The organism is Rhizobium sp. NLR10b, from assembly GCF_019685435.1.
GTDB lineage: Bacteria > Pseudomonadota > Alphaproteobacteria > Rhizobiales > Rhizobiaceae > Rhizobium.
The window spans coordinates 21,466-43,636 of record NZ_JABDWV010000024.1 but is presented as its reverse complement, the minus strand read 5'-3'; the positions used below and the strand labels follow the sequence as shown (position 1 = coordinate 43,636).

21 protein-coding genes and 1 tRNA gene are annotated in these 22,171 nt (G+C 60.6%); 10 read left to right on the top strand and 12 right to left on the bottom strand.

Translation table 11 applies throughout. From position 1 onward, the window contains the following. Positions 1-90: 90 nt before the first annotated feature. On the top strand, positions 91-837 hold the full coding sequence (ubiG, locus tag HJB91_RS28405; protein WP_210632847.1) for a bifunctional 2-polyprenyl-6-hydroxyphenol methylase/3-demethylubiquinol 3-O-methyltransferase UbiG: 747 nt from the start codon (positions 91-93) through the stop codon (positions 835-837). Positions 838-917: 80 nt separating this feature from the next. On the opposite strand, the gene HJB91_RS28400 is transcribed toward ubiG, so the two are convergent. The 4 genes from HJB91_RS28400 to HJB91_RS28385 are packed head-to-tail and all read right to left on the bottom strand — an operon-like array spanning position 918 to position 3,292. Beyond that, on the bottom strand, positions 918-1,346 hold the full coding sequence (locus HJB91_RS28400; protein WP_085779603.1) for a DUF1178 family protein: 429 nt from the start codon (positions 1,344-1,346) through the stop codon (positions 918-920). Continuing rightward, positions 1,343-2,215 carry a carbon-nitrogen hydrolase family protein gene (locus HJB91_RS28395; RefSeq protein WP_210632848.1) on the bottom strand — a complete coding sequence of 291 codons (873 nt, stop codon included), beginning with the start codon at positions 2,213-2,215 and terminating at the stop codon, positions 1,343-1,345. The genes HJB91_RS28400 and HJB91_RS28395 overlap by 4 nt, the downstream gene beginning before the upstream one ends. Before the next feature lie 10 nt (positions 2,216-2,225). Then, positions 2,226-2,483 (bottom strand): glutaredoxin 3, encoded by a 258-nt coding sequence (gene grxC / locus HJB91_RS28390; protein WP_221147783.1) that lies wholly within the window; start codon positions 2,481-2,483, stop codon positions 2,226-2,228. A gap of 32 nt (positions 2,484-2,515) precedes the next feature. Then, positions 2,516-3,292, bottom strand: coding sequence for a ComF family protein (locus HJB91_RS28385; protein WP_221156619.1), 777 nt, complete (start codon positions 3,290-3,292; stop codon positions 2,516-2,518). Between the two features lie 77 nt (positions 3,293-3,369). Here HJB91_RS28385 and HJB91_RS28380 point away from each other — a divergent pair, with 77 nt between their 5' ends. Beyond that, positions 3,370-4,254 carry a methyltransferase domain-containing protein gene (locus HJB91_RS28380; protein ID WP_221156617.1) on the top strand — a complete coding sequence of 295 codons (885 nt, stop codon included), beginning with the start codon at positions 3,370-3,372 and terminating at the stop codon, positions 4,252-4,254. A gap of 15 nt (positions 4,255-4,269) precedes the next feature. Here the strand turns inward: HJB91_RS28380 and HJB91_RS28375 are convergent, their stop codons facing one another. The 6 genes from HJB91_RS28375 to HJB91_RS28350 form a co-directional block, all read right to left on the bottom strand. Beyond that, on the bottom strand, positions 4,270-4,437 hold the full coding sequence (locus tag HJB91_RS28375; RefSeq protein WP_020922387.1) for a Flp family type IVb pilin: 168 nt from the start codon (positions 4,435-4,437) through the stop codon (positions 4,270-4,272). 81 nt (positions 4,438-4,518) lie between these two features. Then, positions 4,519-4,836, bottom strand: a complete 318-nt coding sequence (locus HJB91_RS28370; protein ID WP_064697586.1) for a hypothetical protein — start codon at positions 4,834-4,836, stop codon at positions 4,519-4,521. Between the two features lie 228 nt (positions 4,837-5,064). Next, on the bottom strand, positions 5,065-5,478 hold the full coding sequence (mutT, locus tag HJB91_RS28365; RefSeq protein ID WP_221156615.1) for an 8-oxo-dGTP diphosphatase MutT: 414 nt from the start codon (positions 5,476-5,478) through the stop codon (positions 5,065-5,067). After that, complete coding sequence (locus HJB91_RS28360; RefSeq protein ID WP_221156614.1) at positions 5,475-6,281, bottom strand: N-acetyltransferase; 807 nt, start codon at positions 6,279-6,281, stop codon at positions 5,475-5,477. The genes mutT and HJB91_RS28360 overlap by 4 nt, the downstream gene beginning before the upstream one ends. Beyond that, positions 6,262-7,503 carry a bifunctional glutamate N-acetyltransferase/amino-acid acetyltransferase ArgJ gene (gene argJ, locus HJB91_RS28355; protein ID WP_221147780.1) on the bottom strand — a complete coding sequence of 414 codons (1,242 nt, stop codon included), beginning with the start codon at positions 7,501-7,503 and terminating at the stop codon, positions 6,262-6,264. Before argJ ends, HJB91_RS28360 begins: the two co-directional genes overlap by 20 nt. 113 nt (positions 7,504-7,616) lie before the next feature. After that, entirely contained in the window at positions 7,617-8,498 is an 882-nt protein-coding gene (locus HJB91_RS28350) for a peptidylprolyl isomerase (RefSeq protein ID WP_210632854.1), read from the bottom strand. Between the two features lie 246 nt (positions 8,499-8,744). Between HJB91_RS28350 and secA the strand changes: the two genes are divergently transcribed. The 3 genes from secA (at position 8,745) to HJB91_RS28335 (ending at position 14,330) form a co-directional block, all read left to right on the top strand. Further along, on the top strand, positions 8,745-11,459 hold the full coding sequence (secA, locus tag HJB91_RS28345) for a preprotein translocase subunit SecA (RefSeq protein WP_221103912.1): 2,715 nt from the start codon (positions 8,745-8,747) through the stop codon (positions 11,457-11,459). A gap of 177 nt (positions 11,460-11,636) precedes the next feature. Continuing rightward, the gene (locus tag HJB91_RS28340; RefSeq protein WP_210632856.1) at positions 11,637-13,052 is read left to right on the top strand and encodes a lipopolysaccharide biosynthesis protein; all 1,416 of its coding nucleotides are present in this window, start codon (positions 11,637-11,639) and stop codon (positions 13,050-13,052) included. Further along, positions 13,053-14,330 (top strand): GNAT family N-acetyltransferase, encoded by a 1,278-nt coding sequence (locus HJB91_RS28335; RefSeq protein ID WP_210632857.1) that lies wholly within the window; start codon positions 13,053-13,055, stop codon positions 14,328-14,330. Positions 14,331-14,348: 18 nt separating this feature from the next. On the opposite strand, the gene HJB91_RS28330 is transcribed toward HJB91_RS28335, so the two are convergent. Further along, a complete protein-coding gene (locus HJB91_RS28330) occupies positions 14,349-15,977 on the bottom strand; it encodes an AMP-binding protein (RefSeq protein ID WP_210632858.1) in 1,629 nt (542 codons plus the stop codon). Between the two features lie 193 nt (positions 15,978-16,170). On the opposite strand from HJB91_RS28330, the gene HJB91_RS28325 reads away from it, so the two are divergent. Continuing rightward, positions 16,171-17,151: an aldo/keto reductase gene (locus HJB91_RS28325; RefSeq protein WP_210632859.1), complete on the top strand. Its 981-nt coding sequence runs from the start codon at positions 16,171-16,173 to the stop codon at positions 17,149-17,151. Here HJB91_RS28325 and HJB91_RS28320 read toward each other — a convergent pair. Further along, entirely contained in the window at positions 17,118-17,723 is a 606-nt protein-coding gene (locus HJB91_RS28320; protein ID WP_210632860.1) for a TetR/AcrR family transcriptional regulator, read from the bottom strand. The two genes, HJB91_RS28325 and HJB91_RS28320, sit on opposite strands and share 34 nt — an antisense overlap. 126 nt (positions 17,724-17,849) lie before the next feature. On the opposite strand from HJB91_RS28320, the gene HJB91_RS28315 reads away from it, so the two are divergent. The 4 genes from HJB91_RS28315 (at position 17,850) to HJB91_RS28300 (ending at position 22,130) form a co-directional block, all read left to right on the top strand. Next, the gene (locus HJB91_RS28315) at positions 17,850-19,145 is read left to right on the top strand and encodes an MFS transporter (RefSeq protein WP_221156611.1); all 1,296 of its coding nucleotides are present in this window, start codon (positions 17,850-17,852) and stop codon (positions 19,143-19,145) included. 124 nt (positions 19,146-19,269) lie between these two features. Beyond that, a tRNA-Leu gene (locus HJB91_RS28310) sits at positions 19,270-19,354 on the top strand. A gap of 85 nt (positions 19,355-19,439) precedes the next feature. Further along, positions 19,440-21,020 (top strand): DUF6538 domain-containing protein, encoded by a 1,581-nt coding sequence (locus HJB91_RS28305; RefSeq protein ID WP_221156609.1) that lies wholly within the window; start codon positions 19,440-19,442, stop codon positions 21,018-21,020. Positions 21,021-21,263: 243 nt separating this feature from the next. After that, positions 21,264-22,130, top strand: a complete 867-nt coding sequence (locus HJB91_RS28300; RefSeq protein ID WP_221156607.1) for a hypothetical protein — start codon at positions 21,264-21,266, stop codon at positions 22,128-22,130. Positions 22,131-22,171 lie beyond the last annotated feature (41 nt).

Below are 22,171 nucleotides of genomic sequence, written 5' to 3'. Positions count from 1 at the left end.
GGTCCCGCGCCTGTCTGCCTCCTGACCTCCGCCCCTTGACTTATGCCCCCGATCGTCCGACTTCACATTTCACGAACGAAGGAGAGGACGATGACGGAAGGCGCCAGGAGCACGATCGACCAGGGCGAAGTGGACCGCTTCTCGGCGATGGCGGCGGAATGGTGGAGCCCGACCGGCAAGTTCAAGCCGCTGCACAAATTCAACCCCGTCCGCCTCGCCTACATAAGAGACAAGGCCTGCGAGAATTTCGGCCGTGATCCGAAAAGCGCCCGCCCGCTCGAAGGCCTGCGTGCGCTCGATATCGGCTGCGGCGGCGGTCTACTGTCCGAACCGGTCGCCCGCATGGGTGCCTCCGTCGTCGGCGCCGATCCTTCCGAGAAGAATATCGGCATCGCCTCGACCCACGCGAAGGCTTCCGGGGTTTCGGTCGACTATCGCGCCATCACCGCCGAGGAACTTGCCGACGCCGGCGAGACTTTCGATATCGTCTTGAACATGGAAGTGGTCGAACACGTCGCCGACGTCGAACTCTTCATGACGACCTGCGCAAAGATGGTCCGCCCCGGCGGCCTGATCTTCGTCGCCACCATCAACCGCACGATGAAGGCAGCAGCACTTGCCATCTTCGCCGCCGAAAACATCCTGCGCTGGCTGCCGCGTGGCACCCATCAATATGAGAAGCTGGTGCGCCCGGAAGAGCTGGAAAAGCCGCTCACGGCAAGCGGCCTTGAGATTACCGACCGCACCGGCGTCTTCTTCAATCCGCTGTCCAACCAGTGGAACCTGTCCAAAGATATGGATGTGAACTATATGTTGCTGGCGAAGCGGCCCGCATAGTTCCCGCAGGCAATACGCCGTTTACATGTCAGCGGCCGCTCCCGCCAACATTCAAGAAGACCAGGTGTCCTGACTTTGTTTCAATTTACGTCCTCAGGCAGCACCGGAATGGCGGCGATCTCGATACCCTCCTCCACAAGAGCCTGTGCCTCGTCGACTGTCGCCTGGCCGATGATGCCGCGAGCATCCGCCTCACCATAGTGGATCTTGCGGGCTTCCTCGGGGAACTTCGCGCCGACGTCTTCGGAATTGGCCTTGACGGCCGCGACCGCCTCTTTCAGCTTTTCCAGGGCCTCCCGGCGCATGGCGTCCATCGCCAGCGTCTGCCTCTCATCCTTCTTGCGCGCGGTCGACACCGAAGGCGCCATCAGGAGCTTGGAAACGGCGGCAGAATGGCAGACTGGGCAGGTCAGGAACCCGCTCGCGACCTGACGGTCGAAATCGGCGCTTTCTGAAAACCAGCCTTCGAATTCATGGGCATTGTCACAGGTAAGGGAATAACGGATCAAGCGGCGACGCCTCCTGCGACTGCCCCCGCGATCTTCTCGACAGAGAATTCCCGGCCATTCCTCAAGTTCGGGATCTTGTCGTGGGCGGCCTTGACCGCGCCTGGATCGATCTCGGCGACGATGACCGCCTCGCCGGTTGCGCCGCCCGAGGCCAGCACCGTCCCCCAGGGATCAATGATCATCGAGTGGCCGAAGGTCTCCCGGCCGTCCTCGTGCCGCCCATCCTCGTGCCGGCCGGCCTGCGCCGCGGCAACGACGAAAACGCCATTCTCGATCGCCCGCGCTCTCAGCAGGATTTCCCAATGCGCCTCGCCGGTCTGCTTGGTGAACACGGCAGGAACCGTCATTACCTCGGCGCCGGCAACGGCCTGAGCGCGGAAAAGTGCGGGGAAGCGGACGTCGTAGCAGATAGCAAAACCCATTTCCGCAAAGGGCAGCGACAGAACGCGGGCTTCCGAGCCGGCGGTATAGAACGCGCTTTCGCGCCAGCTCTCACCATTGTCGAGATCGACGTCGAACATATGGATCTTGTCGTAGCGATTGAGAATCCGCCCGTCAGGACCGAAGAGGAAGCCGCGATTGGCGATCTTGCCATCGGTAAGCGCGATTGCGGTGGAGCCGACATGCATGTAGATGCCGAGTTCGCTGGCAAGCTCGGAGCCCGTCTTGACGATAATATCGCGCGTCTCGTCGGCAAGCACGGCGCGTGCCGCCGCGCGGTCACGCTGCAGCATGCCGGTCATTTCCGGCGTCTGCACATAGGTGGCGCCTCGGGCCGCAGCCTCGCGCACCAGCCGCGCCATCGCTGCAGCGTTCCTCACCGGATCGACCCCGGAGCACATCTGAACGGCGGCGGCCTTGAAGCTCATCGGTTCTTCCTCAAGCCGCCAGCATCGGATCGAGCTTGCCGGCCCGGTCAAGTGCGAAGAGGTCGTCGCAGCCACCGACATGTTCGGCGCCGATGAAGATCTGCGGGAACGTCGTGCGCCCGTTCGCCTTGCCGATCATCTCCTGGCGAAGATCCGGCGAATAGGTCGCGTCGTGCTCGACATAGTCGACACCCTTATGTTCGAGAAGGGACTTGGCGCGGCTGCAATAGCCGCAGAACTGCCGTGTATAGATCGTGACGGGTACCATGATATCTCCAGACGGATGCCGGGTATTTTCTGTCATATAGGCTCGGAGAGAGCCCTTGCAAAGGTCAAAACCGTTATCTCGGCCGCACCCGCCTTCCGCAGCGTCCGGCAGGCGGCGGCGACTGTCGCGCCTGTCGTGTAGACATCATCGACAAGCACAATACGCTTGCCGAAGACGTCGTTCTCGCAGCCTTTGGCAATCGCGAAAGCACCTCTGACATTGTCCTCGCGCGCCTTGGCGCCGAGGCCGACCTGCTGACTGGTGCGCTTGACGCGGATGAGCGTTGCGGCAAGCAGCGGTTTGCCCGATAGGCTCGCCACATGGCGGGCAAGTTCGGCAGCCTGGTTGAATTTACGGGATAGCATACGGGTGCGGTGCAACGGCACCGGGATCAGCGCATCGCAGCTCTCTACCGCGCCGTCGGAGGCACGCAGCATCCAGCCGGCCATCATCGGCGCCAGATCGGTGCGATCGCGATATTTCAATCCGTGAACGAGATCTCGGACGGCGTGGTCATGTGTCGCCGCTGACCGCAACCGGTCGAAAGGCGGCGGATTGGCGATCGCCTCGGCGCTGAGGATGCCGGCGCCGAGATCATGCGAGAAGGGAATGCCGAGCACTTCGCAATAGGGCCGCTCGATAAAGCGGATGCCGGACCAACATTTCGCACACAGTCCGCGATGGCCGCCGGTCGAAATGCCGCAGACGGAACATGCGGGCGGATAGAGAAAATCGGCAAGCGCCGAAAACGGTCGCAGGAGATGCGCCCGGAGCAAATCTGTCGTCCATTCGGAATGGATCCGTTTCATAGGGTCGAGACTAGCCTGTTCTCTTCGAAAGGAAAATCGCCTTGCCGCTGCAGCGAGCCGGGACTATGGACATCCCCATGGAAACGATCTTCGACAGAGCCCTGATCGCCGCACATCGCCATCGCGCGCTTGTTAACAACGACCTGAAAGCCGCTTTCCTGCTCGACATCGCGGCGGAGGAAATGGCGGAGAGACTTGATGTCGTCGAGCGGCGCTTCGAAACCGCCGTTGAATTGCATGGCACGACCGGTGCACCCGCCCGCGCGGCAATGGCGACGGGCAAGATCGGCACGATGATCCGCGTCGAGAGCGAGAAGGCCTATGCGGGCCCGGGCGAAACTTTTGTCGAGGCGACGCTCGAGGAGGTGCCGCTTGCGCCGCAATCAGTCAATCTCATCCTCGCGCCGCTCAACCTTCATCTGACCAACGATACGCCCGGCGTTTTCGTCCAGATTCGTCGTGCCCTGAAGCCGGACGGCCTGTTCCTGGCGGCCATTCCCGGCGCCGGCACGCTGCAGGAACTGCGCGACGTACTCTTGGCAACCGAGGTCGAGATGACGGGCGGCGCAAGCCCGCGCGTCATCCCTTTCGCCGATGTGCGCGATATCGGCAGTCTGTTGCAGCGCGCCGGCTTCACCCTTCCGGTGATCGACGCTGAGAACTATACGGTCCGATATGACTCGCTCTTCCCGCTGATGCGCGATCTCAGGGCGATGGGCATGAACAATCCGCTAGCAGCCCGCAGTCGCATGCCGCTGACGCGCGCCTTCTTCCTGCGCGCCGCAGAGATCTACGCCGAGCGCCATTCCGATCCCGACGGACGCATTCGCGCGACATTCTCGATCATCTATGTCTCCGGATGGGCTCCGCACGAGAGCCAGCAGAAACCGCTCCAGCCGGGCTCGGCCAAAGCACGTCTTGCCGACGCTCTGAAAGTGGACGAACACAAGCTCAGGCAGTGATCGTCGACAGCTTCGTCAATTGACGGTGATATTGTTGGTGACCACGTTGAAGACGTTCTGCAGGCTGCCGGTGAAGATGCCGAGACCCGAGACAAGTGCTGTGCAAATGATGGCGGCGATCAGGCCGTATTCGACCGCCGTCGCGCCTGTGTCATCTGCAAGAAATGCTTTCCAAAGACGCATTACCCAACCTTCTGCGTGAACCGCCTGCAACCATCAACTCCACGACCACCGGGCGATGACCGCCATTCCAAGCAACCGGCTTCAGCAACCGGCGCCGACGCCGTAGCCTTGGACGACGCAGACCGAGCCGGGCGTATCCTGAAGGACGCTACGACGAATCGTATAGTGCTTGCCGCTTTCGTTCTTCGGAATCGATCCGGTCGTGATTGTGTCGAAATCGACCGGTGCGCTGGCAAAGACGCTTTTCTTCGAGGAATCCGCAAGCATGGGTGTCAGAATCAGCGTCAGCGCGACCACAGCCGTGCCGAACAGAAGGGCGATATTGAGCGCCCCCGTCCTGCGCGAGGCAGACGAAGCCCGTTCCTTTTCCCGGACAGCTTTCCAGAAATCATCGTCCATGACGTCAAGCCTTTTAATACACGCACGCCAGATGCTTGATTGAGGCCGATCTTTGGCAGAAGGTGTTAAACGATCCATTAATATCCACAGCCGAAAACGCCGCGGCGCAATAATAATCAGCTAATGCTAATGCATGTTGCTTGGAAGCGTGCAGCGGTTCCAGGATGACGATATGCAATGGATAAAATCCAAAGCGCATCGCACCGATCAAATTCAACGGGACTCGCTTTAAAGAAAATCCTGCAGCATCGGGATAAGCGGCTCGTCGGCGGGCGGCATGGGGTAGTCGCGCAGCGCCTGCGCACGCACCCATTTCAAAGACTGCCCCTCACGGCCCTCAGCAATCCCCTCATAGCGCCGGCAGATATAGAGCGGCATCAACAGGTGGAACGTCTCGTAGGAATGGCTGGCAAAGGTGAGCGGCGCCAGGCAGGCGATCTTAGTCTTGATTCCAAGCTCTTCCTCGAGCTCGCGCACCAGCGTCTCCTCCGGAGTCTCGCCGGGCTCGACTTTCCCTCCGGGAAACTCCCAGAGCCCCGCCAATGACTTTCCCTCCGGACGCTGTGCCAATAGGATACGCCTGTCGGCATCGATCAGCGCACAGGCGGCGACCAGCAATATTTTTCGGCCTGCCTCGCTCATCGCGACTCTCGCTGCCAATAGCAATAATGATAGGCGTCGCGAAAACCGAGGCGCTCGTAGAGCGCGATGGCCGGGCGATTGGAAAGCCTGACCTGCAGCCAGGCCGAGCGGGCGCTGCGCATCCGCGCCCAGCGCAATGCCGAGGTCAAGATTTCAGTGCCGAGTCCCTCGCGCCGCCTGGTTTCGCAAACTGAAAGCGACATGATGCCGGCAAGATCGTTGTCCTGGACGCAGAGCACGGTCGCGAGCGGTCCCTCCACGGCGTTCTCGATCATGAACAGACCCGACGGCGGCTTGATCGCCGAAATGATTTCGGCAAGCGCCGGCTTCAGGCTCAGCGGCGCCCTGTCGACCGCCAGGTTGGCATCGACGAAACGGCCGACATCATGGGTCGGCAGATGATCGAGCGTATCCGGCAACTCGGCCCCGGCGAGATCGCAGGTCATCACCACGGTCTCGTCGAACCGTGTCCAGTTCTGGGCGCTGAGAAGCTCGATCAGCACCGGCGAGGCGAGCGGCGTCTGGCGGACCACGGCGGCGCGACCATAGGCCTCGAACTTCCGGCTCGCCTTTTCCAGACGGATCTCGACATCGCGATGGTCCGAGGGGTCGAGCGGCACGATGGAATTCAGCCGGTTAGACGGGTGGCCCGCCGTCAGCCGCACCTGCCAGCTGCCGTCATATTGCACGGACGCCGCCGGCCAGGCGCGAAAGCCGACGGCCTCCAGCCTGCGGACCAAGGGCAGATTCTTTGAAGATATGGATGCCTGGACCAATGGACGATCAGCTCCGATAGTCGCCATTGATTGCAACATATTCTTTGGTGAGGTCGCAGGTCCAGACGGTTGCCGACCCCGTGCCGAGGCCGATATCGACTTTAACGGGGATATCCTGCGCTTTCATCACGTTTGAGGCGGCTGCCTCGGAATAATCCGGGTCCCGCTCGCCGTTGACGGCGACCCTGATATCCCCGAACCAGATGGCGAGCCGGTCGCGATCCGCCATCTCCCCGGATTTGCCGACAGCCATGACGATACGGCCCCAATTGGCGTCTTCGCCGGCGGCCGCCGTCTTGACCAGCGGCGAATTGGCGATCGACAGTGCGATGCGCTTGGCGGCGGCATCGCTCTCGGCGCCCGTTACGGTGATTTCGAGCATCTTGGTGGCGCCTTCGCCGTCGCGCACCACCTGCAGCGACAAGTCCTTCAGCACTTCGTTGAGGGCGGCCCGGAAAGCGGCAAGGCGCGGATCGTCGGCGCGTTCGATGCGGGGCTGGCCGTCCGCAGCCGCAGCCCCCGTCGCAAACAGCATCAGCGTATCGGAGGTGGACGTGTCGCTGTCGACGGTCATGGAATTGAAGGTCGGTCCGACGCCGTCGGACAGAAGCGCCTGCAGCGCTTCGGACGCGATATCGGCATCAGTGACGACGAAGGAGAGCATGGTCGCCATGTCGGGCGCAATCATGCCGGCGCCTTTGGCAATGCCGTTGATCGTCACGGCCACGCCGCCGATCTCGGCGCTGCGGGTCGAAACCTTGGGATAGGTATCGGTCGTCATGATCGCCTTGGCGGCTTCGAACCAGAAATCGCCGGTCGCCTCGGCCTGCATCCTGTCAAGGACGCCGGCGAATTTGGTGGCATCGAGCGGCTCGCCGATGACGCCGGTCGATGCCAGATAGATCTCGTTTTCGCGGCAGCCGACGGCCGCCGCAGCCGACTTCGCCGTCAGCGCGGTCGCCTGGCGGCCTTTCATGCCGGTAAAGGCATTGGCGTTGCCTGAATTGACGACGACGGCGCGCGCAGTGCCGTGCGGCAGGTTCGCGCGGCAGAAATCGACTGGCGCGGAGGGGCATTTGGAACGGGTGAAGACGCCCGCGACCGATGCCGGTTTATCGAAGACCATCATCAGCACGTCGGTGCGGTTCTTGTACTTGATGCCGGCCGACGCCGTCGCCATGCGCACGCCGCGCAGCGAAGGCATCGGAACGAAGGATTTCGGGGCGAGCGGCGAAACGGAACCGGACATGATGAAACCTGCCAATGGGCATTCCCCGGCGACTGAACGAACCGGCTCGCCGTCCGGAAATGCGACAACAACGATAAGGAAGGGCCCGGAAGAACCGGGCCCTGATGCGAATATTACTGCTTCGGCGCCGGCTGGGCGGGCTCGCTGCCCGGCTCCGGCTGCTTGTTGGCCTCGTCGTAACCCTTGCGCAGCGTCTCGTCCGAAATTTCGATCTTGGCAGACGACTTGGCCTCATTGAGGAGGGCAAGATACTTGTCGCGCATGACGAGCTGACGAACCTGATCCTGCACCTGGTCGAAAGGCGGCGGCGGAGCGTCACGTTTGTCCTCGACCTTGATGACATGATAGCCGAAATCGGTCTTGACGGGCGTTTTCGAATAGGCGCCCTTCTCGAGCGCGAAGGCCGCGTCCTCGAATTCCTTCACCATACGGCCGCGCGAGAAATAGCCGAGATCGCCGCCTTCCGACTTGTTCGGATCAGTGGATTTTTCCTTGGCGAGTTCGGCGAAATCCTTGCCGGCGTCGAGCTGCTTGATGATGTCCTTGGCTTCGTCCTCGGTCTTGACCAGGATGTGGCGGGCGTGGACTTCCTCCTGCTTCGGCAGGGCTGCGACTTCCTTGTCGTAACGAGCCTTGATTTCGTCAGGGGTTACGGTGTCGACGACGTGCTTCTTGAAATAGGCATTGTGAAGCTCGCGATCAGCGAGGTACTGCATGCGCTTCTTGAATTCGTCGGTCTGGTCGAGCTTCTCCGTCGTCGCGCCGGCCGCAAGCAGCTTCACATCGATGGCGGCGGACAGGGCTGCGACCTTCTTCTGGTCGTCCGGAAGCTGCGCCAGCTGCGGATCGAGGTTGGCGACGGCGAGATCGAGCTCAGACTGGTGGATCTCCAGATTGCCGACCTTGGCGACAACAGCGTCCTCTGCATGGGCCGGAGCCTGGAATGCAACAAAAGTTGCAAACGCCAGCACGGCGAATTTATTGGTGCTCAACATCAAATAACCCTTCACAGTTACATCGCCGGCTTCAGCATCGCCTGTTCCAGCTCAAAATAGCCATCAACACCGGATTGTGGCCTTTCTGTATCCGCCAAATCCGTTGACATCATTCGACCCCCCTCTTATCTGTCACGCAACCTCGCGTCCAGAACAGTTTCCGGGCGTTTCAAGGCGTGCGCCTGATTTTCGGCTGGGCCGCGGACAAGAAACGTCGCGGATGAATATTGAGAAAGGACCAGTCACATGGTCAGCTTTGGCGGTATAGCCCGCAAGTTATTTGGGTCGTCCAATGATCGCCGCGTGCGGTCCTACCAGCCGAACGTCGCCGCGATCAACTCCATCGAAGAGAAGACGAAGGCGCTGACGGACGAGCAGCTCGCGGCAAAGACCGTCGAATTCCGCGCTCTTCTCGCCGAGGGCAAGACGCTCGACGACATTCTGATTCCCGCCTTTGCGGTCGTGCGCGAGGCGTCACGCCGCGTTCTCGGCCTGCGACCTTTTGACGTACAGCTGATCGGCGGCATGATCCTGCATTCGAATGCGATCGCCGAGATGAAGACCGGCGAAGGCAAGACCCTCGTCGCCACCCTGCCGGTCTATCTGAACGCGCTTTCCGGCAAGGGCGTGCACGTTGTCACCGTCAACGATTATCTCGCCCAGCGCGATGCCGCGACCATGGGCCGTGTCTACGGCTTCCTCGGCATGACCACAGGCGTCATCGTTCATGGCCTTTCCGACGAGGAGCGCCGCGCGGCTTATGCCTGCGACATCACCTATGCCACCAACAACGAGCTCGGCTTCGATTATCTGCGCGATAACATGAAGTACGAGAAGAACCAGATGGTCCAGCGCGGCCACAATTTCGCGATCGTCGACGAAGTCGACTCAATCCTCGTCGACGAAGCGCGCACGCCGCTGATCATCTCCGGTCCGCTCGACGACCGCTCGGAACTCTACAATACGATCGACGCCTTCATTCCGCTGCTCGCGCCCAGCGATTACGAGATCGACGAGAAGCAGCGTTCCGCCAACTTCTCCGAAGAGGGCACCGAGAAGCTGGAAAACCTGCTGCGTCAGGCCGGCCTCTTGAAGGGTAACGCGCTCTACGACATCGAGAACGTCGCAATCGTCCACCACATCAACAATGCGCTGAAGGCCCACAAGCTCTTCCAGCGCGACAAGGACTATATCGTCCGCAACGACGAAGTCGTCATCATCGATGAATTCACCGGCCGCATGATGCCGGGCCGGCGTTATTCGGAAGGCCAGCACCAGGCACTCGAAGCCAAGGAAAAGGTGCAGATCCAGCCGGAAAACCAGACGTTGGCATCGATCACTTTCCAGAACTACTTCCGCATGTACGACAAGCTCGCCGGCATGACCGGCACGGCGCAGACGGAAGCGGAGGAATTCGGCAATATCTACAATCTTGACGTTATCGAAGTCCCGACCAACCTGCCGATCAAGCGTATCGATGAGGACGACGAGGTCTATCGGACCTTCGACGAGAAGTTCAAGGCGATCATCGACGAAATCCTCGATGCCCACAAGCGCGGCCAGCCGGTGCTCGTCGGTACGACCTCGATCGAGAAGTCGGAGCTGCTCGCCGAGCGCATGCGCAAGCAGGGCTTCGACAATTTCCAGGTGCTGAACGCCCGCTATCACGAGCAGGAAGCCTATATCGTCGCCCAGGCCGGCGTGCCGGGCGCCGTTACGATCGCCACCAACATGGCCGGCCGCGGCACCGACATTCAGCTCGGCGGCAACCTGGATATGCGCATCGAGCGCGAGCTCGGCGAACTCGAAGCCGGTCCGGAGCGCGACGCCAGGATCCAGGCGATCGTCGAGGAGATCAAGGAGCTCAAGCAGAAGGCGCTCGCCGCCGGCGGTCTCTACGTCATCGCCACCGAACGCCACGAGAGCCGTCGCATCGACAACCAGCTGCGCGGCCGCTCTGGCCGTCAGGGCGACCCCGGCCGCTCGAAATTCTACCTTTCGCTCCAGGACGATCTGATGCGCATCTTCGGCTCCGATCGCATGGACAGCATGCTGACCAAGCTCGGCCTCAAGGAAGGCGAGGCGATCGTCCACCCGTGGATCAACAAGGCGCTCGAGCGCGCGCAGAAGAAGGTCGAAGCCCGCAACTTCGATATCCGCAAGAATTTGCTGAAGTATGACGACGTTCTCAACGATCAGCGCAAGGTGATCTTCGAGCAGCGCCTCGAACTGATGGAATCGACCAATATTTCCGAGACCGTCTCCGACATGCGCCGCGAAGTGATAGAGGATCTGGTTGAGAAGCATATCCCCGAGCGCGCCTATGCCGAACAGTGGGATGCCGTCGGCCTGAAGGCCGGCGTTGCCAATATCCTGAACCTCGATCTGCCGATCGAGGAGTGGTTCAAGGAAGAAGGCATCGGCGAGGACGACATTCGCGAGCGCCTGACGCAAGCCGCCAATGCCGCCTTTACCGAAAAGGCCGAGCGCTTCGGCGACGACATCATGCATTATGTCGAACGCTCGATCGTCATGCAGACGCTCGATCATCTCTGGCGCGAGCACATCGTCAACCTCGACCATCTACGCTCCGTCATCGGTTTCCGCGGCTATGCCCAGCGCGATCCGCTGCAGGAATACAAGTCCGAAGCCTTCGAACTCTTCACCGGCCTCCTCAATAATCTGCGCGAGGCGGTCACCGCCCAGCTGATGCGCGTCGAGCTGGTGCAGCAGGCGCCCGCTGAGCCGGAACCGCCGCTGATGCAGGCCCATCATCTCGATCCGACGACCGGAGAGGACGATTTCGCCCCGATCTACCAGGCCTCTGAAGTCATCGTCTCACCCGAGAACCGCAATCCGGACGACCCCGCCACCTGGGGCAAGGTCGGGCGCAACGAGGCCTGCCCTTGCGGTTCCGGCAAGAAATACAAGCATTGCCACGGTGCCTTCGAGCAGGTCTGAGGCAAATCGCGAAAAGCTGGAATGCCGCCTTCGGGCGGCATTTTTCTTTTCTGCGGCAGCGCCGAGAACCCGATCTTCATAGCTTGATGGCAGCCCGATCCGGAACCGTTTCTTAACCCTGTTCTGTCAAGACTTCGGGGGCGATTTGCCTGACCTTTAGAGTTTTGCGTGTTCATCATGGCGGTCATAGAAACAGCGGAGAAACTGCTGCCCGCGGGCCTGCGCCCGATCGGCGGCCGCACGCTGCGCATGTTTGCCGCCATGCTCACCGAAGGCGGCGAAAAAGCGGCCGCCCGGCGGATGGCGCTGACGGCCTTCTCGATCCGTATCCTCAGCGCCGCGCTCGCCTTTATCTCCCAGATCGTGCTCGCACGGCTGATGGGCGAATATGAATATGGCATCTTCGTTTTCGTCTGGGTGCTGATCGTCGTCTTCGGCGATCTCTCCTGCCTTGGCTTCCACACCGCGATCGTCCGCTTTCTGCCGCAGTACAAGGCGGCGGGCGCCTTCGACGAAATCCGCGGCCTGACCGGCACGGCACGCATCTTTGCGATGCTTTCCGGCACAGTGATGCTCGCCGCCGGCATGATCGGGCTGCATTTCTTCGGCGATAGGATCGAAGCCTATTACCTCATCCCGATCTTCCTCGGCCTGCTTGCCATGCCGATGATCGCGCTTGGCGATATTCTGGAAGGCACGTCGCGGGCGAACCATTGGCCGGTGATGGCGCTGAGCCCGGTCTATATCGTCCGGCCGGTCCTCATCATCGCCTTCATGCTGATCGCGATTGCGATGGGCGCAGAGCATACGGCCGTCACGGCCATGCAGGCGGCGCTTGCCGCCACCTTCGTCACCGCGCTTGGCCAATATGGCGCGACACTCTATCGTCTTCGCCGGCACTATGACGAAGGTCCGCGCAAGATCGATTTCCTCGCCTGGCTCAGTGTAGCCTTCCCGATCTTCCTGATCGAAGGCGTGAGTTTCCTGCTCACCAATTCAGATGTCGTCGTCGTCGGCATTTTCCTTGAACCGCACGACGTCGCTATCTATTTCGCCGCCGCCAAGACCATGGCGCTGGTGCATTTCATCAATTTCTCCGTCAAGGCCGCTTCCGGCCCGCGCTTTTCCTCGATTATTGCCGAAGGCGACCACGCTCAACTGGCGGCGGCCGCCGCCGACGCCGCCCGCTGGACCTTCTGGCCGGCGTTCGGAGTCGGCCTCGTCGTGCTCGCGGCCGGCCACCTGCTGCTGTCGCTGTTCGGCGGCGCCTTCACGTCAGGTTATCTTGTCATGGCGATCCTGCTCGCCGGCATCCTTGCCAAGTCACTGGTCGGCCCGGCCGAAACGCTGCTGATGATGGCGGGCAAGCAGAACCTCTGTGTGGCTCTCTATGCCGGCGCATTGGCCGCCAATGTCAGCCTCAACCTTGCTTTGATCCCGCACTACGGCATCGAAGGCACCGCCGTCGCCACCGCCTCGGCCATGGCAGTCGAGGCTATCCTCCTGCATGTCGCCGTGCGCCGCACGCTCGGCATCGTCCTCTTCGCCTTCGCCAGCCCCTCCGCCGCAACGCCAGAAATGAGAGTTCGATAGATGGTGCGCCTACCACCCGTCACCGAAAGCACCGACAGCATCAGCAACCGCATGATCCATGAGCTCGCGGCGCTGCATTTTGAAGCGCCGCAGGCCGAGGCCCGCGCCGAGATCGGCCGGCCGGGGCGCGAGCTCTGCCTCTATCCCGGCAAGCTCGGCTACGAACTTCAGGACGAGCTCGACTTCCTTTCCAACCGAGCGATGGAACCGAACGTCTTTTTCTCCGGCCGCTTCCTTGCGCCCGCCATGCCGCGGATCGAAGACCGGCAAGTAAATTTCGCCCTGATCCGCGATTACAGCGCCGGCCGCAGCCGCATGCGCTTCCTCCTGCCGTTTTCGGTCGACAGACCGGGCTTTGCCGTCGGCCCCTCGATCATCCGCGGCTGGTCGAACAGCTTCGGTCCGCTCGGCACACCGCTCGTCGACAGCGAAGATGCGGCCGAAACCCTCGACAATTTCTTCGAAGGGCTGATCGCTCCCGATCTCAACCTGCCGAGCACACTGGTCTTGCCGGACCTGAGATTGAACGGCATTTTCGTGCGCATGCTCAAGGCCGTGGCGCTCGGCCGCAACCTTCCGCTCACCGTGACCAATCCCTATCAGCGCCCGATGCTGCAGAGTGAGGAAGAGGCGCCCGCCTATCTCGGCAAAACCATCTCCTCGTCGCACATGCGTGAGATGCGCCGCCAGTGGCGCCTGCTGGAGGAACAGGGAACGGCGGTCTATGCCGTCGCCCGCCAGCCGCGCGACGTCCACGTCCGTTTCGAGGAATTCTTGGCGATGGAGGCTGGCGGCTGGAAGGGCAAACGGCGAAGCGCTCTCGTCACCGATCGCTACCATACCGCATTCGCGCGCGAGGCCGTGTCGAACCTTGCCGCCGTCGACGCCGTGCGTATCCACACGATCGATCTCAACGGCAAAGCGATCGCTGCCATCGTGGTGTTGATGATGGGCGGCGAGGCCTATACCTGGAAGACCGCCTATGATGAGAACTATGCCCGCTATTCGCCGGGCAAGCTCTTGATGAGCGAACTCACGGAATGGCATCTCGATGACGCCAATATCGTGCGCTCCGATTCCTGTGCCGTCTCCGACCATCCGATCATGAGTCGCTTGTGGCAGGAGCGCGAGGAGATGGGAACTTTGGTCATCGGCCTGACCCAGAACGGCGACCGCGACATGCGCCAGGCCGCCGCCCAGCTCCACATGTACCGCAGCACGCGCAACATGGCGAAGATGCTGCGCGAGAAGATCATGTCGCTCACCGGCCGAGGCTAAAGCATCTCCGGGCGGCGCTCAGCCCTCAGCCGCAGCTTTCTCTCGCAGCAGCCGGCGGATGACCTTGCCGGTTGTCGTCAGCGGCAATGACTCGACGAATTCCACCTCGCGCGGATATTCGTGCATCGAAAGCCGCATCTTCACCCATTCCCTGATTTCGGCGGCCAGCGACTCGCTCGGCGAATGACCGGGTGATAGCACGATGTAGGCCTTGACGATCTCGGTGCGCACCGCATCGGGTTTGCCGACGGCCGCGGCAAGCTGCACGGCGGGATGGCCGATCAGGCAATCCTCGATCTCGGCCGGGCCGATGCGATACCCGGACGAGGTGATGACGTCGTCGTCACGGCCTTCAAAGGTGACGTAGCCGTCTTCGTCCTGCCGGCCGATGTCACCGGTAAGCAGCCAGCCGTGAAGAAATTTTCGCGCGGTCGCCGCCGCATCGTTCCAATAGCCGAGGAACATCACGGGATCGGGACTCGCGATGGCGATCTGACCGGATTCGCCCGCCGGCAGTTCGTCACCGGCCTCGCTGACGATCGCGACGCGATGGCCGGGCACCGCGCGTCCGATGGCGCCCGCCTTGGTGACGCCAAAGGCAGCACTCGACGACAGCACGAAATTGCATTCCGTCTGGCCGTAGAATTCGTTGACGGTGATGTCGAGCGTGCGCCGCGCCCAGTCATAGGTCTCGCGGCCGAGCGCTTCTCCCGCCGAGCCGATGGTGCGCAACACCAGATCATATTTCGACCGCGGATCGGAAACCGACCGCATCAGCCGCAGCGCCGTCGGCGGGATGAAGGCATTGCGCACCTTCATCTCCGCCATGATCCGATAGGCCGTGTTGGCATCGAATTTCTGCGCCGGCGACGAGACGACGGGAACGCCGAGCAGAAGGCTCGGCAGCAACGCGTTGAGAAGACCGCCGGCCCAGGCCCAGTCGGACGGGGTCCAGACCTTGTCGCCCGCCTTGGGAAACCCTTCATGGGCGAACTGCATGCCGGGAATATGCCCGGGCAGAACACGGTGGCCATGCAATGCGCCCTTGGGCGGCCCTGTCGTGCCCGAGGTGAAGATCATCAGCGCCGGATCGTCGGGCGTTGTCTTCTCTCCCTCGAAGACCGGCGCATGCGAGGCGGTCAGATCGGCAAAGGAGAGGGCGTCGCGAGCGCCGCTGACACTGATCACATGTCGCAGTTCCGGCAGGCGATCGCGGATTTGCCGGACCCGATCAAGGCCGAAATCATTGGTGATAATTGCCGCCGCGCCTGAGATTCTGAGCCGATATTCAAGCGCCTCGACGCCGAACAGCAGCGCCAGCGGCAGGGCGATCGCGCCCATCTTATAGATTGCGACGTGCGCAATCACGGTCTCGAAGGACTGGGGCACCAGCAGAGCGACGCGATCGCCACGCTTGATGCCGAGCGATGCCAGCGCATTGGCGAACATCGAAGAGGCCGCGGAAAGTTCACCATAGGTCAGCGAAAGATCGTCGCCGTCCGGGCTGAAATGCTCCAGACAGACGCGTCCCGGATCTCGCACCGCCCATTCGTCGCTGACGGCGCGGCCGATATTGAAATCCTCCGGAATCCGCCAGGAAAAATCACGGCAGAGATCGTCATAACGATCAAGGGACGGCAGTCGCATAGTCGAGTTCCGGTGAATGCTGCGGCAGCTAACACCGTGCGGCGCGGATACGCAAGCTGCAGAGAAAAACGAGCCGATCACACACCATTGTATGCGTAGTCCGCAGATTGTTCATTCAGCCCCTGCGACTTTCGCAGTTGCGCACTAGATCATGAAACGCCGCGCGGGGTTATCTCAAGTCTTGGAGCGTTTCATGGAATACGTCAAATTCGGAAAGACCGGGCTCGAAGTTTCGAAAGTCTGCCTCGGCTGCATGACCTTCGGTGATCCCGGCCGCGGCAATCATGCCTGGAGCCTGCGGGAAGAGGAAAGCCGGACGATAATCAAGCAGGCGATCGACCTCGGAATCAATTTCCTCGACACCGCCAACACCTATTCCAACGGCTCTTCGGAGGAGATCGTCGGCCGTGCCATCAAAGACTTCGCCAAGCGCGAAGACATCGTGCTTGCGACCAAGGTGTTCAACCGCATGCGGCCGGGCCCGAACGGTGCCGGTCTGTCGCGCAAAGCGATCTTCGACGAGATCGACAATAGCCTGCGGCGCCTCGGCACCGACTATGTCGATCTCTACCAGATTCATCGTTTCGACTATACGACGCCGATCGAGGAAACGCTGGAAGCGCTGCATGACGTCGTCAAATCGGGCAAGGCACGTTATATCGGCGCCTCATCCATGTATGCCTGGCAATTCACCAAGGCGCTCTACGTCTCCCGGCTGAACGGCTGGACCGAGTTCGTCAGCATGCAGGACCACCTGAACCTGCTCTACCGCGAGGAAGAGCGCGAAATGCTGCCCTTCTGCGCAGACCAGAAGATCGCCGTCATTCCCTGGAGCCCGCTGGCCCGCGGCCGTCTGACCCGCGACTGGGACGAGACGACGGCGCGTAGCGAAACCGACGAATTCGGCAAGACGCTCTACACGCAGTCCATCGATGCCGACCGCAAGATCGTCGATGCCGTCGCCGAAATCGCCAGAGCCCGCAGCATCTCCCGCGCCCAGGTCGCCACCGCCTGGATCCTGCAGAAGAGCGTGGTGACCGCGCCGATCATCGGCGCATCCAAACCGAACCACCTGACCGATGCCGTTGCCTCGCTCTCGGTCAAACTCACCGCCGAGGAAATCGCGGCCCTGGAAGCCCCCTATGTCCCGCACGCCGTCGCCGGCTTCAAGTAACCGCCGGCGGGATCGAGCTGCCGACGCATCGTCACCAGAAACTGCTCGGCAAGCGCCCTGTCCTCGACGGCGCGGGCGAGAATAACGGCCCCCATCATCGATGAGAGCGTCGTCGCTGCATTGGCGCGGCGCTCGTCGTCGGTCTTTCCGGGAACGATATCGGCAAGTGTGTCGACCAATACGGACAGCCCGTCGCTGAAGACGGCGCGCATCGCGCCGTGGCTGCGGCTCACCTCCTGAATCAAAGTCGCGAAAACACAGCTGCCGCCCGGATCGTCAACCGTGCGCCAGTGAATATAATGGTCGAGAAGTGCCTGCAGCGGCCGGTCGGGAGACTCGGCAATATGTTCCTTCCAGCGCCTCTCGACCTTGTCGATCAGCTTGCGGCTGACCTCAAGCGCCAACTCGTCCTTCGAACTGAAGTGGCCGTAGAAGCCGCCATGCGTCAGCCCCGCCGCCTTCATGATATCGACGACACCGACGCCGTCGAAACCGTTCTCGCGAAAGAGCACGCCGGCAACACTGAGTATCTTCTCGCGGTTCTCGGCAAATTTTTCGCGGCTGACCCGCATCTTCATCTCCAGAAATCGTCGCTTGACAAAATATATGATGTCCATCATCAATAAGCAAGAAATATGATGATCATCATGTAAATCGGCTCTGTATCTTCTCCACCTGAATTCGAATGGAATCCCCTCATGGTTTCAGCAGTTCTTGCCTCCTCCCTTGCGCGGCGCAACATTCACTACGGTTGGGTCGTCGTTGCCGTGACCTTCCTGACCATGCTGGTGACGGCAGGCGCCATGGGCGCCCCCGGCGTCCTCATCAAGCCGCTCCAGGATGAGTTCGGCTGGGAAACGTCGCAGATTTCCTCCGCTCTGGCGATCCGCTTGATCCTTTTCGGTTTCATAGGTCCGTTCGCCGCCGCCTTCATGAATTATTTCGGCGTGCGAAAGGTCATCGTCTTTGCACTGGCGCTGATTGGCGCGGGCTTCATCGGTTCGCTGTTCATGACCAGGCTTTGGCATCTGCTGGCGCTGTGGGGCATCGTCGTCGGCTTCGGCACCGGCCTGACGGCCATGGTGCTGGCGGCAACGGTTTCGACGCGCTGGTTTGTCAAGCACCGCGGCCTTGTCGTCGGCATGCTCTCGGCGAGTTCGGCAACCGGCCAGCTCGTCTTCCTGCCGCTGATGGCGGAACTCACCGAACGCTACGGCTGGCGTGCCACCGTGTTCTTCGTCTGCGCCATGATCATGGTTGCCGCGCTTCTCGTCCTTCTCTTCATGCGTGACCGCCCGTCGGACGTGAACCTGCCGTCGCTGGGAGAAGCCCATGTCGCGCCAGCGCCGGCCCGCACGACGCTCGGCGCTGCGCTGATGACGCCGATCACCACGCTCCGCGAAATATCGACGACCTCGACCTTCTGGATCCTGTTTGCGACCTTCTTCATCTGCGGCCTCAGCACCAACGGCCTGATCCAGACCCATTTCGTCACCCTCTGCGGCGATTTCGGCATCGTGCCGGTGGCAGCCGCCAGCGTGCTTGCCGTCATGGGCATCTTCGATTTCTTCGGCACCATCGGCTCCGGCTGGCTCTCCGACCGCTTCGATAATCGTTGGCTGCTGTTCTGGTATTACGGCCTACGCGGTCTCTCGCTGCTCTACCTGCCCTTCAGCGATTTCAGCTTCTATGGCCTCTCGATCTTCGCGATCTTCTACGGTCTCGACTGGATCGCCACCGTGCCGCCGACCGTCAAGATTGCCGCCGACCGCTTCGGCCGCGAAAAGGCCGGCCTCGTCTTCGGCTGGGTCTTTGCCGGCCATCAGCTGGGCGCCGCCACCGCCGCCTATGGCGCCGGCCTGTCGCGCACGGAGCTGTCGAGCTACCTGCCCGCCTTCTTCGTCGCCGGCGCCTTCTGCCTCTTGGCTTCGATCCTGGCGATCACACTGAAGAAGTCCGGCCTGACCAACCCGGCCCCTGCCGCCGCCCACTGATATGAAACAGGATCCGGCCTCGAGACCAGGCCGGATCTTCCAACGCTTCATTGCGATAACTTCGCCGGCCCGTCTTGCGCGCGCGGGCGCTCGCATGTTAGACAGCCGCCCGTCCGTATCCGTTGCCCCATTGGCGGAATTGGTAGACGCGCTCGACTCAAAATCGAGTTTCGAAAGAAGTGCTGGTTCGACCCCGGCATGGGGCACCAAAAATCAGCAAGGACATCAATTACTTGCTTTGATTTCAACGGCTTGAGCTTCCATCTGCTACAGCAAACTGCTACAGCGCGAGGCATGGAAGACGTGACTATTTATCCTTGGATGACCCTTAGGGGTAGGACTTATTATCTCCGCGCACCGGTACCCGCAGACCTGCGTGAGTCGCTTGGCAAGGCTGAAATCTGGAAATCTCTCCGCACTCAGGACAGGCGTACTGCCGTTGACCGGCTGCGGCAGGAGAGTGCTGAGATCACAGACATGTTCGAGGCAGCAAGGCGACGGCAGGCAAAGACGCTGGAACCGCCTCTCGAAGTGCTTAGTGAAGGACAGCTCAAATCCATCTACGATGCCTATTTCGTTCACCTTCTGGAGGAGGATGATGAGACCCGTGAAGGCGGTTTTGAGGGGCGAGACTTTGATGATGATGCTGATTGGTTAGAAGCCTTGGACGCGGACAACCGGCATGACTTTGCACGTGGAAGAATTTCGCAGTTCATGCTGGACGAGGCCTCAGAGGTTTTAACGTGGAGCAACGTCGATTTTCGCCTTAGCGAAAGTTCTCCGAGCTGGGCCAAGGTGGTCAGGGAAATCTACAAAGCTCGTATCAAAGCTGATGAGGTTCGTCGCCAGCGGAACACAGGCGCTGTGGTGGAGATCCCAAAAGCCGCGCCAGCAGCCGCAAAACCCGCTTTGAAGGAAAAGCCGACGCTTGAGGACGCGAAGCTATTTTACATCAGGGAAAGAGTTTCAGGCAGTGAGTTTGCGCAGAAGAAGCGCAAGACACGCCTAGAGGCCATGATGCGGCAGGTGAAGGCGGCTCTCAGTGGCGAGATACCTGCACTTCCAGATTGGACCATTGATCACGCCTACAAAGTCCGCGATTACCTCTTGTCGAAGGAAGGCATCAAGCCGTCCACGGTGCGGCGTGACTTAAACGACTTGAAGGGTGTGTTTTCGCTCTACAAGGACAAAAAACTGAGGAGCATGGATAACCCGTTCGCTGGTATTGAGCTGCCCAAGAGCCTTGTGTCGGACAAGGAGGTACGCGACCCTCTGCCTGCAAGCGTTGTGGCCGGAACGCGAAAGCTCATTCTTGATAAGGCCAATCCCGACCTCAAAGCCATATGGCGATTGCTGGAGGGTACAGGATGTCGCCTTGCTGAGATCACCGGTCTAAGGGTGTCTGACATCGTTGTGGACGGAGACACGCCTCATATCAAGATCATTGCGCACTCGGGGAGGCAGCTCAAGAACGCCTCCTCGAAGCGAGACGTTCCTTTGGTGGGCGACGCTCTCGCAGCGGCGCGTGACGTGATCGCGAGCGCAGGGGCTAGCCAATTCGCGTTTCCACGGTACGCAGGCGCTGTGGGACCAAACACAGCCTCACAGTCCTTAATGAAGTGGCTGCGGAAAGTCAGTACCGAGACTCTTCACGCTGTACACTCGCTACGCCACAACATGGCGGATAAATGCGACCTTGCAGGCGTTCATCCTACGGACAAGGCAGCCATACTGGGGCATCTAAACATGGGGGCGAGCGAGAAGCACTACGGTTCAGACGTTGTGAAGCGCGTTAGGTTGAAGCGGGCGATGGAGAAGGCATTCGGGATAGACCAAACGCCCGGGGCAGACGTGCGGCCTGCCCTTGAGCAATAGTCCACGATGGTCTCCTCCACAGCAATCCACAGATGCAGTCAGAATCGGCACCTTGCAGGTTTGCTTAGCCACACTAAGGTCCCTGTACAGCCCGTTCCCAGTGAGCTGTAAGGAGCCTCACCGCCCCTTTCGCTAGCGGGTGAGAGAACGGGGCCGCAGTCATTCCACTGCGGTCCTTCTGTTTACGGCCGCGGGCGGCCACAAGCTGCTGATGTCGTCAACACAAGACCTGAGTGAGAATAGATGACGGTAGAATTTATAGCGGACCGCGGTTTTAAGCTCTCAAACGCAGGGCGGTCACTCCTCCTGAAGTCTATCATTATCGGCAAAGACAACGCATTTCTGACTGACAGGCAAATTCTGCAGGGCGCAGAGGCATTTTTTGGATATGACGACGATATCAACGAGCGCGGCTATCTTCCTAACAAACGGGTATCCATAACGCCTACAGAAGCTCCTCCGATTGCCGAGGCGGACGTAGCGTACAAGTTCACAGACGATAGCGCAGTGAAGTTCTGGATCGATGGAAGCATCCGGCTCAACCCTCTTCAGTTCTATCATAATATTGAAAATGTGAATGCAATGGACGTTCGCGAAGGCCTGGGGATGGTCCACCTTGATTCGCCCGCTCGATTCGCTGAATTGTTATCGGGGTCGGGCTTCAATTCCCTCGTAATATGCGCATCATCCGACGCCCGCAAAAGCGAACGAGCCATCCGTCATAAAAAGTTTGGCAGCAGGCTGCTGCGGATCAATCGGGTGACTGAGTTTGCCCAAAAGATCGCATCGCGTATCGGGGCGAAGCGATTCGCGGTTCGAGACGTCAATTATTCAGACCTCAAGGTGGTCAAAGGCGTGAGTCATTTTCCCGATACATTCCTTGGCGTACATGGATCGGGCGATCTGAAAAAGGCCACCCTGGAGGCTATCGCAGTAAATCACCTCGACGAGCTGATCGAAGCTACGGAGGCCGCCTCGGTCTTTACGAAGCCCAATAGCTTTAGAATTGAAAGAGAAAGGCGTCTTCTTTTCGTAATGGACAAGGATGTCACGGGATGGACGTCTGTACAGGATAAAGCTCTTGCGGAACATATTGAGGTAATCGTCTAGTCAATGGCAAATGGGCAGTTGAACTTAACCGGCCTCATAAA

Coding starts and splice junctions, on each gene's coding strand:
- HJB91_RS28325 (WP_210632859.1), top strand. CDS start 16,171: ATGGAATACGTCAAATTCGGAAAGACCGGGCTCGAAGTTTCGAAAGTC.
- HJB91_RS28370 (WP_064697586.1), bottom strand. CDS start 4,836: ATGGACGATGATTTCTGGAAAGCTGTCCGGGAAAAGGAACGGGCTTCG.
- HJB91_RS28320 (WP_210632860.1), bottom strand. CDS start 17,723: ATGCGGGTCAGCCGCGAAAAATTTGCCGAGAACCGCGAGAAGATACTC.
- HJB91_RS28385 (WP_221156619.1), bottom strand. CDS start 3,292: ATGAAACGGATCCATTCCGAATGGACGACAGATTTGCTCCGGGCGCAT.
- HJB91_RS28305 (WP_221156609.1), top strand. CDS start 19,440: ATGGAAGACGTGACTATTTATCCTTGGATGACCCTTAGGGGTAGGACT.
- HJB91_RS28330 (WP_210632858.1), bottom strand. CDS start 15,977: ATGCGACTGCCGTCCCTTGATCGTTATGACGATCTCTGCCGTGATTTT.
- HJB91_RS28315 (WP_221156611.1), top strand. CDS start 17,850: ATGGTTTCAGCAGTTCTTGCCTCCTCCCTTGCGCGGCGCAACATTCAC.
- HJB91_RS28395 (WP_210632848.1), bottom strand. CDS start 2,215: ATGAGCTTCAAGGCCGCCGCCGTTCAGATGTGCTCCGGGGTCGATCCG.
- HJB91_RS28340 (WP_210632856.1), top strand. CDS start 11,637: ATGGCGGTCATAGAAACAGCGGAGAAACTGCTGCCCGCGGGCCTGCGC.
- HJB91_RS28360 (WP_221156614.1), bottom strand. CDS start 6,281: ATGGCGACTATCGGAGCTGATCGTCCATTGGTCCAGGCATCCATATCT.
- argJ (WP_221147780.1), bottom strand. CDS start 7,503: ATGTCCGGTTCCGTTTCGCCGCTCGCCCCGAAATCCTTCGTTCCGATG.
- ubiG (WP_210632847.1), top strand. CDS start 91: ATGACGGAAGGCGCCAGGAGCACGATCGACCAGGGCGAAGTGGACCGC.
- HJB91_RS28335 (WP_210632857.1), top strand. CDS start 13,053: ATGGTGCGCCTACCACCCGTCACCGAAAGCACCGACAGCATCAGCAAC.
- HJB91_RS28350 (WP_210632854.1), bottom strand. CDS start 8,498: ATGTTGAGCACCAATAAATTCGCCGTGCTGGCGTTTGCAACTTTTGTT.
- HJB91_RS28300 (WP_221156607.1), top strand. CDS start 21,264: ATGACGGTAGAATTTATAGCGGACCGCGGTTTTAAGCTCTCAAACGCA.
- grxC (WP_221147783.1), bottom strand. CDS start 2,483: ATGGTACCCGTCACGATCTATACACGGCAGTTCTGCGGCTATTGCAGC.
- HJB91_RS28380 (WP_221156617.1), top strand. CDS start 3,370: ATGGAAACGATCTTCGACAGAGCCCTGATCGCCGCACATCGCCATCGC.
- secA (WP_221103912.1), top strand. CDS start 8,745: ATGGTCAGCTTTGGCGGTATAGCCCGCAAGTTATTTGGGTCGTCCAAT.
- mutT (WP_221156615.1), bottom strand. CDS start 5,478: ATGAGCGAGGCAGGCCGAAAAATATTGCTGGTCGCCGCCTGTGCGCTG.
- HJB91_RS28375 (WP_020922387.1), bottom strand. CDS start 4,437: ATGCGTCTTTGGAAAGCATTTCTTGCAGATGACACAGGCGCGACGGCG.